General features: G+C 71.5%; 12 protein-coding genes. 5 read left to right on the top strand and 7 right to left on the bottom strand.

All coding sequences use genetic code 11. The features are described 5' to 3' along the window. Positions 1-11 precede the first annotated feature (11 nt). Positions 12-1,277, bottom strand: coding sequence for an ABC transporter substrate-binding protein (locus tag ACZ7L4_RS05675; protein WP_472099966.1), 1,266 nt, complete (start codon positions 1,275-1,277; stop codon positions 12-14). Positions 1,278-1,609: 332 nt separating this feature from the next. Here ACZ7L4_RS05675 and yicI point away from each other — a divergent pair, with 332 nt between their 5' ends. After that, entirely contained in the window at positions 1,610-3,832 is a 2,223-nt protein-coding gene (yicI, locus tag ACZ7L4_RS05670) for an alpha-xylosidase (RefSeq protein WP_472099965.1), read from the top strand. Positions 3,833-3,839: 7 nt separating this feature from the next. On the opposite strand, the gene ACZ7L4_RS05665 is transcribed toward yicI, so the two are convergent. The 3 genes from ACZ7L4_RS05665 to ACZ7L4_RS05655 form a co-directional block, all read right to left on the bottom strand. After that, positions 3,840-4,694, bottom strand: a complete 855-nt coding sequence (locus tag ACZ7L4_RS05665; protein ID WP_472099963.1) for an aldo/keto reductase — start codon at positions 4,692-4,694, stop codon at positions 3,840-3,842. Positions 4,695-4,767: 73 nt separating this feature from the next. Further along, positions 4,768-5,529, bottom strand: coding sequence for a sulfite exporter TauE/SafE family protein (locus tag ACZ7L4_RS05660; RefSeq protein WP_472099962.1), 762 nt, complete (start codon positions 5,527-5,529; stop codon positions 4,768-4,770). 58 nt (positions 5,530-5,587) lie between these two features. Beyond that, positions 5,588-6,313, bottom strand: a complete 726-nt coding sequence (locus ACZ7L4_RS05655; RefSeq protein ID WP_472099961.1) for a GntR family transcriptional regulator — start codon at positions 6,311-6,313, stop codon at positions 5,588-5,590. Positions 6,314-6,589: 276 nt separating this feature from the next. Between ACZ7L4_RS05655 and ACZ7L4_RS05650 the strand changes: the two genes are divergently transcribed. From ACZ7L4_RS05650 to ACZ7L4_RS05640, 3 genes are all read left to right on the top strand, one after another. After that, positions 6,590-7,384, top strand: coding sequence for an SAM-dependent methyltransferase (locus ACZ7L4_RS05650; protein WP_472099960.1), 795 nt, complete (start codon positions 6,590-6,592; stop codon positions 7,382-7,384). 151 nt (positions 7,385-7,535) lie between these two features. Then, positions 7,536-8,267, top strand: coding sequence for a hypothetical protein (locus ACZ7L4_RS05645; protein WP_472099959.1), 732 nt, complete (start codon positions 7,536-7,538; stop codon positions 8,265-8,267). 78 nt (positions 8,268-8,345) lie between these two features. Further along, positions 8,346-8,999, top strand: a complete 654-nt coding sequence (locus ACZ7L4_RS05640; protein ID WP_472099958.1) for a dihydrofolate reductase family protein — start codon at positions 8,346-8,348, stop codon at positions 8,997-8,999. Between the two features lie 25 nt (positions 9,000-9,024). Here the strand turns inward: ACZ7L4_RS05640 and ACZ7L4_RS05635 are convergent, their stop codons facing one another. The 3 genes from ACZ7L4_RS05635 to ACZ7L4_RS05625 form a co-directional block, all read right to left on the bottom strand. Further along, complete coding sequence (locus ACZ7L4_RS05635; RefSeq protein ID WP_472099956.1) at positions 9,025-10,263, bottom strand: NADH:flavin oxidoreductase; 1,239 nt, start codon at positions 10,261-10,263, stop codon at positions 9,025-9,027. 26 nt (positions 10,264-10,289) lie between these two features. Further along, positions 10,290-10,883, bottom strand: a complete 594-nt coding sequence (locus tag ACZ7L4_RS05630; protein WP_472099954.1) for a TetR/AcrR family transcriptional regulator — start codon at positions 10,881-10,883, stop codon at positions 10,290-10,292. A gap of 93 nt (positions 10,884-10,976) precedes the next feature. Beyond that, positions 10,977-12,200, bottom strand: a complete 1,224-nt coding sequence (locus ACZ7L4_RS05625; protein ID WP_472099952.1) for a styrene monooxygenase/indole monooxygenase family protein — start codon at positions 12,198-12,200, stop codon at positions 10,977-10,979. A 204-nt stretch (positions 12,201-12,404) separates the two neighbouring features. Here ACZ7L4_RS05625 and ACZ7L4_RS05620 point away from each other — a divergent pair, with 204 nt between their 5' ends. Further along, positions 12,405-13,373 carry an LLM class F420-dependent oxidoreductase gene (locus tag ACZ7L4_RS05620; RefSeq protein ID WP_472099950.1) on the top strand — a complete coding sequence of 323 codons (969 nt, stop codon included), beginning with the start codon at positions 12,405-12,407 and terminating at the stop codon, positions 13,371-13,373. Positions 13,374-13,379: the final 6 nt, after the last annotated feature.

Raw genomic sequence — 13,379 nt, 5'->3', positions numbered from 1 at the left:
GTGAGTCCCCCTCAGTTCCCGCTCGTGGCGCGGGTCTGCGCCTTCTTCAGCGCGGCCTCGCTGGACTGCCCGGTCAGCGCCGACTGGAAGGCGCTCTGCAGGGCAAGCGACACGGACGACCAGCGCGCCCCGACCTTCGCGGTGCGGGAGCGGGCGGTGGCCACCTGGTCGGCGAGCGCGTCGAGTTCCGGCACTTCCTTGCGCCAGGTCGCGGCGGCCTTCTCGTTGGCGGGGACCATCCAGCTGTTGCGGGCGTAGGTGATCTGCTCGCGCTCGGAGGCCATACAGCGGATGATCTTCGCTGCGGTCTTCTGGCGCGCGGTGTCCTCGGTCTTCGGGACGGTGAGGACGGCGCCGCCGAGCGGGCCGACGGACTTCGCGCCGCGGTTCGGGACCGGGATCTGCGCGATGCCCCAGTGCAGGCTCTTCTTGGTGTTCAGCGTCTCCACCTGCCACGGGCCGTTGATCATCATCGCGGCGTTGCCGGCCATGAACTGGTCGTTGACGTCGGCCTGCGTCCAGTTCACGGTCGACTTCGACAGCGAGCCGTCCTTGATGAGGCCCTTCCAGTAGTCGAGGGCGCCCGCGACCTTCGGCCCGGCGAGGTTCGTCTCGTCGCCGCCGTTGGACCACATGAACGGTGCGAACTGGAAGACGCCGTCCTCCGCGCCGCCCGCGCTCAGCGCGATGCCGTACTGGCCGCCCCGGGTGAGCTTCTCGGCGCTCTCGCGCATCTCGTCCCAGGTGGTGGGCACGTCGAGCCCGGCCTTCTTCAGGATGTCCTTGTTGTAGAAGAGGGCGAGGGTGTTCACTGTGCGCGCGGCCCCGTAGTACGTCCCCTTGTACGAGCCGAAGTCGACGATGCCCTTCGGGATGTCCTTCGTGGACAGGCCCAGGGAGCGCAGGTCGACGAGGCCGCCCGCCTCCGCGAACGTCGGCATCTCGGAGGCGTCGAACTGGATGACGTCCGGGAGCGACTTCGACGACGCCATGCGCAGCGACTTCTGCATGACCTGCGCGGCGGGCACGCTCTGCTGCTCGATGGTGAGGCCCAGCTTTGTGCTGCACCGCTTCAGCGTGGCGGCGTCCCAGCCGTGGTACGAGGCGTCGGTCGAGGAGTTGAGGACGGTGAACACGGCGGGGTCGCGCTGGGCGGCGCAGCCGCTGAGTGCCGCGCCCGCGACGAGCGCGGAACAGGCGGCGAGTGCCGCGGTGGTCCTTCGGCCGCGGCGGCCGGCGCGGGGGCGCGGCTCGTCGGGTGGAAGTGCTGCTGTCACGGTGGATGCCCTTGCCTGGTGGGTGTGGCCGGCCCCGGCGGAACTCCCGTGTCCCGGCGGGGTCTTCGCGTGGCTCGCTGCGGCTCCGGCCTGCGCCGCACACGCGCAGCGCATTTGTTTTCCGCCATGACTAATACGCCATCAAGCGCTTCGACACCACCCCTCGGGTGCGACTTTCCCGGCTCGTACACGTCCTGCTACGCACCGTGGAGGAGCGAATCGAAGCGCTTCGACGATTCTCCCGTCGGACCTCTTGATCTTTCGATGGGCATGGGCTCAAATGCGGACTACGGGCGCTCCGTCCACGCCCGCCGCCCACCCCGAGGAAGATGATGAAGTTCACCGACGGCTTCTGGCTGATGCGCGACGGGGTCCAGGCCTCGTACGCCACCGAGGTCCGCGACCTCCGCGTCGACGCCGACCGATTCACGGCGTTCGCCGCGGTCAAGCGGATCGAGCGGCGCGGCGACACGCTCAACTCCCCCTTGCTGACCGTCGACTGCTTCACTCCCGCCGAGGGCGTCATCGGGGTCCGCGTCACGCACCACGCGGGCAAGCGGCAACCGGGGCCCGACTTCCGGCTGCCCGGCGAGGACGCCGGCACGGGCGCGGTGCGCCGGGACGGCACCCTGGTCGAACTGTCCAGCGGCGCACTGTCCGTGTGTCTCGACGAGGCCGCCCCCTGGCAGCTGTCCTTCCGCGACGCCGACGGCCGCGAGGTCACCTCGTCGGGCCGCAAGGGCACCGCCTTCTTCCGGACCGGCGACGGCGCGCACCACATGGCCGCGCAGCTGGCCCTCGGGGTCGGCGAGCAGGTCTACGGTCTCGGCGAGCGCTTCACCCCGTTCGTCAGGAACGGCCAGGTCGTCGACATGTGGCAGGCCGACGGCGGCACGAGCAGCGAACAGGCGTACAAGAACGTCCCGTTCAGCCTGCACGTCTCCCCCGCGGGCGCCTACGGCGTGTTCGTCGCGCACCCCGGACAGGTCAGCTATGAGATCGGCTCGGAGTCGGTCGGCCAGATGCAGTTCAGCGTCGAGGACCAGTCGCTCGAGTACTACGTCGTCGCGGGCCCCACCCCGAAGGACGTGCTGCGCCGCTACACCGCGCTCACCGGCCGCCCGGCGCTGCCGCCCGCGTGGTCCTTCGGCCTCTGGCTGACGACGTCGTTCACCACGCAGTACGACGAGGAGACGGTGACGTCGTTCGTCGACGGCATGGCGGAGCGTGACATCCCGCTGAGCGTCTTCCACTTCGACTGTTTCTGGATGCGCGAGTACCAGTGGTCGGACTTCGAGTGGGACCCCGCGGTCTTCCCCGACCCGGAGGGCATGCTGGCCCGCCTCAAGGAGCGCGGCCTGCGCATCTCGGTGTGGATCAATCCGTACATCGCCCAGAAGTCGGCCCTGTTCGAGGAGGCCGCGGCGCACGGCTACCTGGTGAAGCGGGCCAATGGCGACATCTGGCAGTGGGACCTGTGGCAGGCGGGCATGGCGCTCGTGGACTTCACGAACCCGGAGGCCCGCACCTGGTTCCGCGCCAAGCTCAAGGTGCTGCTCGACCAGGGCGTCGACTGCTTCAAGACGGACTTCGGCGAGCGCATCCCCACGGATGTCGTCTGGCACGACGGTTCCGACCCGGAGCGCATGCACAACTACTACACGCACCTGTACAACCAGGTCGTCTTCGACCTCCTGGAGAAGGAGCGGGGCCGCGGCGAGTCCGTCCTGTTCGCCCGCTCGGCCACCGCCGGCGGACAGCAGTTCCCGGTGCACTGGGGCGGCGACTGCTTCTCCTCGTTCGGCGCGATGGCGGAGTCGCTGCGCGGCGGCCTGTCCCTGTCCCTGTCCGGCTTCGGCTTCTGGTCGCACGACATCGGCGGCTTCGAGGGCACCCCCGACGCCGCGGTCTTCAAGCGCTGGCTGGCCTTCGGTCTCCTGTCCTCGCACAGCCGCCTGCACGGCTCGTCCTCGTACCGGGTGCCGTGGGAGTTCGGCGACGAAGCGGTCGACGTGGCACGGCGGTTCACGCGCCTCAAGCACCGTCTGATGCCGTACCTGTACGGGGCCGCGGCCGAGGCGCACACGACGGGCGTGCCGCTGATGCGCCCGATGCTGCTCGAGTTCCCCGGCGACCCCACGGCGCGCGCCCTCGACCGCCAGTACATGCTCGGCCCCGACCTCCTGGTGGCCCCGGTGTTCTCCGAGGACGGCGACGTCGAGTTCTACCTGCCCGAGGGCACCTGGACCCATCTCCTCAGCGGCGAGCGGGTCGAGGGCCCGGCCTGGCGGCGCGAACGGCACGGCTTCGACAGCCTGCCGCTGTACGTACGGCCGGGCGCGGTCCTCCCGATGGGCGCGGACACCTCACGCCCGGACGGCGACTGGCTCAGCGGCCTCACGCTGCTCGTCGCCCCGGGCGCGGAGAATGTCACGGTGACGGTGCCCGACCTCCACGGTGGTGTCGCCGCGACGTACCGCGTGGTGCGCGCCGGTGCGAGCGGCTCGGCGAGGATCGAGGAGGGCGACGGCGAGGTGACGCTCCGGGAACTCTGAGGAGCCGTCAGGACGCGGGAGGCGCACCCGGAACGGCCAGCCGGTCGAGGAGGTCGCGGTGCTCGGGGGCCAGCCGCAGGCCTTCGGCGGCGAGGTTCTCCTCCAGGTGCGCGATCCGGGCGGTGCCGGGGATCGGGAGGACGGCCGGTGAGTGCCCGAGCAGCCAGGCGAGCGCGACCTGTGTGGACGTGGCGTCGAGGGCCTTCGCGACGGCGGCGATGTCGGCCTGCGCTCCCGACTTCCCCCACGCGACGGGGCGCCACGGCAGGAACGCGATGCCCGCCGCCTCGCAGGCGGTGAGCACGGGTTCGTGTTCGCGGTCGAGCAGGTTGTAGCGGTTCTGGACGCTCGCGATGTCGACGATCCGCCGGGCCTCTTCGAGTTCGCCGACGGTGACCTCGGAGAGCCCGATCCGGCCGATCTTTCCCTCGCTCCGCAGGTCCCGCAGCGTGCCGAGCTGGTCGGCGAGCGGCGTCTCCGGGTCGATCCGGTGCAGTTGGAGCAGCTCGATCCGCTCGACGCGCAGCCGGCGCAGCGCCTGCTCCACCTGGTCGCGCAGCACGGCCGGGCGCGCGTCGAGCCGCCATTCCTCCTCGGGGCTCGTCCGTGCGATGCCGACCTTCGTGGTGACGAGCAGCTCCTCCGGGTACGGATGCAGTGCCTCGGCGAGGAGTTCCTCGTTGGCTCCCCCGCCGTACATGTGCGCGGTGTCGATCAGCGTCACGCCCAGTTCGACGGCCCGCCGGGCGACCGCAACGGAGTTCTCCCGGGCGGGCCCCGGCTCGGTCGGCAGGTGCATGGCCCCGAACCCGAGCCGCCGTACGCCCAGGTCCCCGCCGATGCGAAACGTGCTCGATGTCATCCGCCCCTCCACCCCTCGGTCAACGCGGCAACGTTAACAGGGCAGTTGGCCGAGAACTCCGTGGAACCGACGCTCAGTGCAGGGCCAGGAACGGCGCCGACGCGAGGAGGAAGGCCACCATCGCGTACTTGAGGCGGCGGGCCGGGAGGGCGTGCGCGATGCGCCAGCCGATGAGCACGCCGACCAGCTCCGGCACGCCCACCAGGGCCGCGAGCCGCCAGTCGACGGCTCCGTGCACCACGTACGCCACCGTGCCCACGCTCGCGATCACGATCGACTGGGCCTGGGCTGCGGCCAGCGACGACAGGACCGGCAGTCCGGCCACCACGAGCAGCGGCACGCTCAGCATGGGGCCGCCGAGTCCGAAGAGGCCCGCGACGACCGCGACCACGAAACCGATCAGTGCCGTGCGCCCCAGCGGGATGTGCGCACGCTCGGCGCCCTCGGGGGCCCGCCGGTCGCGCACCCACACGAGGATGCCGGTGACGACGACCGCGCAGGCCAGCAGGATCCCGAAGCCGCGCCCCTCGACCATGGTGTTGCACAGCACGCCCAGCGGCGCCCCCACGAGGGCGGCGCCGGCGAGCACGGCGGCGCAGCGCCGGGTTCCGGCGTCGCGGAGCTGTCCCGAGCGGGCGTACGCCGCCGTGCCGAGCAGGCCCGTGGCGACATGGGTGACGATCGCGGTGCCGGCCACGCCGGAGGGCGTGAGGCCGGAGAACAGGAAGAGGCCGATGGTGGGCAGTACTCCGCCGGGCCCGATGGCGGTGATCCCGATGCCGCCGACCAGACCGGCCACCGCCAGGAGAACGAGGTGTGTCGTGTCGAGGGTCATGTGCGCTCCCGTCCGCGCTGCCGGTCTCTTCGTCGTTCGCTGGGCACGTGCGGCTCCTTCAGTCCCTCGGCAGGACGGCTCGCAGGGCGAACCGGTCGGCGCGCACCCGCAGTGACTCGGCGTCGACAGGGCGGCCGTCCGCGAGCCTGGTCAGCCGGTCGATGGTGAAGAGCGCGGCGCCCTCCGCCACGTCCAGGAGGCGCGCGGTGTCCGGGTCGGCGGTGACGGCGTGCACGGTCACCTCGGCGCTGCCGAGCCGGGTGCCGCTGGTCTCCTCGATGAGCGCGAACAGATCGCGCCCCGCCAGGTGGCGGTCGAGCAGCGGGCGGCCGATGTCGGGGGCGAGCCAGGTGGAGTCCAGGGAGAGCGGTTCCGCGTCGAGTGATCTCAGGCGCTCGATGTAGACCGCCTCGGAGCGCTCCGGGAGGCCGAGGCGCCGTGTGATCGCGGGCGGGGCGTGCGGCACGACGCGTGCCTCGCGCACCTCGTTGGTGACCGTGCCGTATGCGGTCAACTCCTCGGCGAGGCCCACCAGTCGGGACAGGCCGTGTCCGGCCTTGTGGCCGGTCACGAGCGTGCCGATGCCGCGCCGCCGCGTCACGACACCCTCGTCCCGCAGCATGTTCAGCGCCTCGCGCACGGCGTTGCGGGTGGCTCCGAGCGAGTGGCCGAGGCTCCGCTCGTCGGGCAGCACACCCTCGTACGCCCCGTCGACGATCCCCTGCCGCAGCACGTCGGCGACGCGGCGTGCCCGGTCGGCCCGGGATCCGTCACGGTCTTCCATGCCCGTCCCTTCCTCGTGGTGCGTGTGACGGCAGACCGTACGCCCTTCCGTGTTTCGCGGGTGTTACGCCACCCCCTCCGACCTGCACAAACGTCTGACCTGCGGTGGAGCGGCGACGACGGGCGGCAACGCCGGTCCGCCCGGGTGACACCCACCCGCACACCCGCGGCCCCACCCACCTCTTCGCCCCACACCGCCCAGGGGCCTCAACTGCCGCATGGAATACCCTGGTTGACACGTGATTCACGGCGACCCCTCGACACTTCGGAGCGACTCGTGCCCCAGGACCGTCCGCTGATCGACAGTGACGCACCGCATTCGGCCCGCATCTGGAACTACTGGCTCGGCGGCAAGGACTGCTACGAGGTCGACCGCCAGGTCGGCGACGCCATTCAGCAGGTCAACGCGGAAATCGTGCACGTGGCCCGCGCCCAGCGCGCCTTCCTCGCCCGGACCGTCTCCCACCTCGTACGGGACGTGGGCATCGACCAGTTCCTCGACATCGGCACCGGGCTGCCCACCATCGACAACACCCACGACGTGGCGCAGCGCCACGACCCGACGGCGCGCATCGTCTACGTCGACCACGACCCGGTGGTGCTGCGGCACGCGGAGGCCCTGCTGACCAGCACTCCGCAGGGAGCCACCGACTACATCGAGGCCGATCTGACCGACCCGGCCGACATCCTCCGGCAGGCCGCGGACACGCTGGACTTCAGCCGTCCGGTCGCCCTGATGCTGCTCGGGGTCGTCGCCCATGTCACCGACGACCACGCCTACACGATCGTCGAGGAGCTCAAGAGCGCGCTGCCCGGCGGCAGTCACCTGGTCCTGTGCGACAGCACCGAGGTGTACCACCCCGAGGCCACCCGTGCGATGGTCGAGCAGTGGAACAGCACCAGTGACAACCCGCGGACCAATCGCACACCCGAGCAGATCGGCCGGTTCTTCACGGGACTTGAGCTCGTCGAACCGGGTCTGACCTCGGTTTCTCAGTGGCGTTCCGAGGGCGGCGCGGGTGAACTCCCGGAGCCCGTCAGCAGCTTCGGTGGCATCGGCCGCAAGCCCTAGTGGGCGTCAACACGCCAACTCCCCTACCGTAAAAGGTGACCGATCTGTGCTGACGTGCCACGCGATGGGCACCCGGGTGAGTACCATCCGGCCCTACAGCACACACGTACACACACCGACAGATCACTCCTTGCCACGAAAGCGAGCCACCATGTCGGACACCACGCCCCAGACCGAGCTCAAGTCCCGCTACGCCGACCGGATCCGCGACGACATCGCCCACAACGAGAGCGAGTTGAAGCGGATCAGCGAGGAAATCACCGCGCTGCAGGCCGAGTTGGGCACCCTCGAAGAGAACCGCACGCTCCTGGAGAGCATGCTGAAGTCCCTCGGCAGCGGCGAACTGCCGCCCCTGCCGGTGCCCGCCCCCGAGAAGGCGGCAGGCAAGGCGGCGGCCAAGGTGCCGCGTCAGAAGTCGCGGGACACGACGTCGCCGAAGCCCGCGCAGGCCAAGAAGGCGGCCGCGGCACCCGCCAAGGCGGCCAAGCCCGCGAAGCCCGCCAAGGCGGCGTCGGCCACCAAGCCCAGCGCGCCCGCCGCCGAGAAGACCGCGCCGCAGGGTTCCACGCTGGTCGAGCTGATCGTGTCCCAGCTGGACTCCGAGACCAGCCCGCGCTCGGCCGCCGAGATCACGTCGACGCTGCAGAAGGCGCACCCCAAGCGGGAGTTCAGCACCAAGGTCGTCCGCAACACGCTGGAGGCCCTGGTCGCCAAGGCCCGTGCCGAGCGCACCCGGCAGCAGCGTTCGGTGTTCTACGTCGCCTCGCCCGGCGCCGGCAAGCCCGCGAAGGCCGCCGCCGACACCAAGACCGGTACGGACACCAAGGCCGGAGCGGACAAGGCGGTGGAGAGCAAGGCCGGGGCGAAGGGCGGCGCCGCGTGACACCCCGCCCTGCGCCTGCACGATGAGTTTCGTTCGCCGTGGCAGTCTCACAGTTGTCGATCACGCAGGAGGAGCCCCGTGAAACAGCAACTGCTGAAGGTCCAGAATTTCAACGTGTCCGCGGACGGGTTCGGCGCAGGTCAGGGCCAGAGCCTGGAGCGGCCGTTCGGCCACGCCGACCCTGGGCAGATGTTCGCCTGGGCCGGGGCCACGGCGAGCTGGCCCAATCGCACGGATCCGGGAGGCTCCCGCGGTCTCGACGACTATCTGACGCGGGACTTCTCCCACAACATCGGCGCCGAGATCATGGGGCGCGGAAAGTTCGGGCCCCAGCGCGGGCCCTGGCAGGACCACGAGTGGCGCGGGTGGTGGGGCGAGGAGCCGCCGTTCCACACGCCGGTGTTCGTCATGACCCACCACACGCGCCCGTCGATCACCCTGTCGGACACCACGTTCCACTTCGTCGACGCCGACCCAGGCACCGTCCTCAAGCAGGCCAGGGTCGCCGCCGAGGGCAAGGACATCCGGCTCGGCGGCGGGGCCACCACCGTCCGCGAGTTCCTCGAGGCGGACCTCGTCGACACGCTGCACGTGGCGGTCGCGGACGGTGTCACGCTGGGCTCCGGCTCCAAGCTCTGGGACTCCCCGGACGACCTGCTGGACCGCTTCCACCTCGATGTCGTGCCGAGCCCGTCGGGCGCGGTGCGCCACCACCTGTTCTGGCGGAAGTGACGCCCGGCGCGCGGCCGGTCACATGTCAGTGGCCCCGCGCGTGGAAGGGTTCCGGCTCGATCAGGACGCAGCGCGTGCCCGTGTAGATGGTGGGCATGCAGCGGTTGCAGTGGATGCACAGCGAGTGCGTGGGCCGGTCCGCGGCACGGTCCTCGGCGAAGCGGTTGATAAGGCCAGGTTCGCGCAGCAGGGCGCGGCCCATCGCCACGAACTCGAAGCCCTCGGTCATGGCGGCTTCGGCGGTCTCGCGGTCCGCGATGCCGCCGAGCAGGATCAGCGGCAGTTTCAGCGCGGCCCGGAACTGGCGCGCGGAGGGCAGCAGGAACGCCTCCTCGTAGGGGTAGGCGCGGATGAACCTCTTGCCGACGCGCTCGATGCCGAACCGCTGGGGCTGGGGGAACGTCGCCGCGAACTGGCGCACGGGCGCGCCCCCGCGGAACAGGTACATGGGGTTGAGCAGGGAGCTGCCGGCGGTGAGTTCGAGGGCGTCGACGCTGCCGTCGGCCTCCAGCCAGGCGGCGGTGCGCAGGCTCTCGTCGAGCCAGATGCCGCCGGAGACACCGTCGTCCATGTTGAGCTTGGCGGTGATCGCGATCTCGTCGCCGACCTCGTCGCGGACGGCGCGGGCCACACCCCGGGCGACCTTGGCCCGGTTGGCGAGGCTGCCGCCGTACTCGTCCTTCCGCTTGTTGAGCCTCGGGCTGAGGAAGGAGCTGGCGAAGTAGTTGTGGCCGAGGTGGATCTCCACCGCGTCGAATCCGGCCTCGACGGCGGTGCGGGCCGCGCGGGCGTGGGCACGGGTGACGCGCGCGATGTCGTCGCGGGTGGCCGGGCGGGCGAAGCGGAAGGACTGCAGGTTCAGGAAGCGGCTGGGCGCGAGCGCGGGCAGGCCGTTGGAGACGGGGTCGGCGACGGGTCCCGCGTGGCCGATCTGCGCCGAGATCGCGGCGCCCTCCGCGTGTACGGCCTCGGTGAGCCGGCGCAGTCCCGGGACGGCCTCGGGCCGCATGTGGATCTGGTCGCGTTCGGTGCGGCCCTCAGGGGCGACGGCGCAGTACGCGACCGTGGTCATGCCGACGCCGCCGGCCGAGGGGCGCCGGTGGTACTCGATGAGTTCGTCGCTGACGAGGGCGTCGCGCGTGACACCTTCGAAGGTGGCCGCCTTGATGACGCGGTTGCGCAGGGTGAGGGGCCCGAGGCGCGCGGGGGCGAGCAGATCGGGGGCGGGTCCTGTGGTGTCGCGGGTGGAGTCGGCTGTGCTCATGGCTGTGCAACTCCTCAGCTGTCGGCTTACGGGCGGGCGTCGAGGCCCGCCGTGACGAAGGCGATGACCGTGTCCGCCGGAGGGCGCGGTGTGCCGCCCAGTTCGGCGGTGGCCAGCTGCGGCTCCCCGTAGAGCTGGAGCAGCAGGTCGAACGTCATGCGCAGGCGGTGTCCGGCCTCCGCCTTGGAGAGCTCGGGCCGTGCGGCGCACAGCAGCTCGCGCCACGGGCCGTGTCCGAACCACCGCTCGTCGAAGGGGAGTTCACGGCGGCGCAGCACGACGCGGGCGAGCAGGTGCAGCAGCATGCGGCCGTGCGGGGTCCGGGTCAGCTCGTCGAGCGGCCGGACCAGGACCTCGACGAACTCCGCGACACGCGGCGCCCTGCCGTCGGCCGCCCTGCGCTCCACGTCCGCGAGCGGACGCGCCCACAGCGGGCCGAGCCGGCTCTGCAGCAGGGCGGCGACCAGGTCTTCCTTGGTGCCGAAGTGGTAGTGGACGGCGGCCGGGTTCATGCCCGCTTCCGCGTTGACCGCGCGGACCGACACCTGCTCGTACCCCTTGGCGAGGAAGAGCCGTTCGGCGGCATCGAGCAGTGCCGCCCGCGTGGTGTCGGTGGGCATGCGCGCAGGAAAGCACGGCGCGGCACACTTTTCAATCAGTGATGGAAAACTTCCCGTGCCGTCCGGGAGGCGGCCCCGGCTACTCGTGTTCCGCTATGCGGCTCCGTGCCCGCGCAGGAACGCGTGGGTGCGCTCCGGGGTCGCGACGATGCGCCACTGCCGGTCCGGGTGGCCGAAGTTGTCGGTGAACTCGTCGGCCGCGCTCTTGTGGGTGCTCATCGCGCCGAGCAGCCGAAGGATGTGCTCGGCGGGCGGCCTGGTCATGAGTTCGGACCAGCGGGCGGCGCCGAGGACGACCTCGGCGCGGCGCCGGGCGACGCGTCGGCAGAACAGCTCGTCGAAGGCCAGGTCCTCGGCGATCGCGTCGGCGACGACCTGGGCCGAGTGCGAGGCCGTATTGGCGCCCTGTCCGACGATCGGGTCGACGGTGGTGTGCGCGTCGCCGACCGCGAGCGCGTACCGCCCGCCGGGCAGCGGCGTGCAGTCGGCGCGCACGGTGGGCACGATCGCGGTGCGCACCACGTCGAGGGGGCCGGTCGGCGCGAACGCGGTGGGGTCGATGCGCTCGAAGACGGTCGGGTGGTGGTTCGCCAGCTCGTCGAGCACCGCGCGCAGGAACCGTCCCTCGTCCTCCCCGGCATCCGCAGCGCACAGTGCGTCGGCGCCGCCGCCCGGCACGCATTCGAAGAGCAGGGCGGTGACGTGTCCTGCGGCGGAGTAGAGCGGGATCTCGATGACCTCGCCGCGGCCCGGCGCGATCGACAGCGTCACGCCCTTCGGGTCGGTGGGTGCCACACCGTGGTAGAGGCCCGCGCACAGCAGGCGGCGGGGCGCGTCCACGGTCGCCGGGTCGGCGACGGTCGGGAACAGGCCCGCGAGGGCGCCGCGCCCCGAGGCCACGACCAGCAGGTCGTGGCGGGCCGCCACCTGCTCCAGATCGGCGGGCGTCACCTGCCTCACCACCAGCTCGCCACCGCGCTCCTGGAGGTCCGCGGCGAGCGCGGGAAGGTAGAGCCGGTGGTCGACCGCCCGCGAGGGCGCGACGAAGTCGCCGCGGAAGATCAGCGGACTCGGCGCGCCCACGTAGTGGTGGTGACAGCCGTAGCCGTAGGTGTCACCGGGCCACCGCTGCACGCCGAGCGCGGCCTCGCGCAGCAGGGTCGGCGCGTGGTGGGCGACGGTGGCCGGGAGCCGCCCGGACGCGGCGGCCTCGGGCGGCCGGTCGGTGTACAGGGTGACGTCGATGTCCTGTGCGCGAAGGAGCAGCCCCAGATGCAGGCCCGCCACCCCGGTTCCCACGATCCCGATGTCCGGCATGCGCGCTCTCCCCCACGGCGAGTTCGACTCGGTGACAGATACAACCGTTCCGGCGCCGATGCGCCTACCCGACACCGGGGCGCACATGCGACCCGGCCCGCACAGGAGAGCCGCGGGCGGTCACGCGCCGTGTTCGGTGGCCGCTGCCGCCGAACAGAAATACGCAAACTGTTAGATATCGCTCCGATCGGGAACGCGATCTCCATGGACATCGGATACACCTTGATGACCGAGCAGGCGGGCCCGCGCGAGCTGGTGGGCCACGCGGTCGGGGCCGAGGAGACGGGGTTCGACTTCTCGGTGACCAGCGACCACTACTTCCCCTGGCTGCGTTCCCAGGGGCACTCCCCGTACGCCTGGAGTGTGCTCGGGGCGGTCGCGCAGGCGACGTCGCGGCTGCCGCTCATGACGTACGTGACCTGCCCGACCTTCCGCTACCACCCGGCGGTGGTGGCGCAGAAGGCGGCGACGCTGCAGCTGCTGTCGCAGGGCCGCTTCCGCCTCGGGCTCGGCTCCGGGGAGAACCTCAACGAACACGTGGTGGGTCGCGGCTGGCCCGCGGTGGACGTGCGGCACGAGATGTTCGAGGAGGCCGTCACGATCATCCGCGCCCTGTTCGAGGGCGGCCATGTCACCCACCACGGCAGGCACTACGACGTCGACTCGGCCCGGCTGTGGGATCTGCCCGAGACCGCCCCGCCGATCGGCATCGCCGTGTCGGGCGAGCAGTCCTGCGCGCTGGCGGGCCGCCTCGCCGACCTGCTCATCGCCACCGAGCCCAAGGCGGACCTCCTGGCCGCCTTCGACCGGCACGGCGGCGAGGGCAAGCCGCGCATCGGCCAGCTGCCCGTCTGCTACGACCCCGATCGCGGGGCCGCGGTCGCCCGCGCGCACGACCAGTTCCGCTGGTTCGCGGGCGGCTGGAAGGTCAACGCCGAGCTGCCGCACCCCGATTCGTTCGAGGGCGCGACGCAGTTCGTGCGGCCCGAGGACGTGGCCGAGTCGATCCCCTGCGGCGCCGACGTCGAGGAGTTCGTGAAGGCGGCGCGCCCCTTCGCCGACGCCGGGTTCACCGGTCTCGCGCTGGTCCAGATCGGCGGCGACCAGCAGCGCGGCTTCCTCCAGTGGTCCGAGGAGAGGCTGCTGCCGGCCCTGCGCGAGGCCTTCGGATGAGCCGGC

The sequence above is a fragment of the Streptomyces sp. NPDC107575 genome (assembly GCF_055657265.1).
This window is presented reverse-complemented; position numbering and strand designations above follow the sequence as displayed.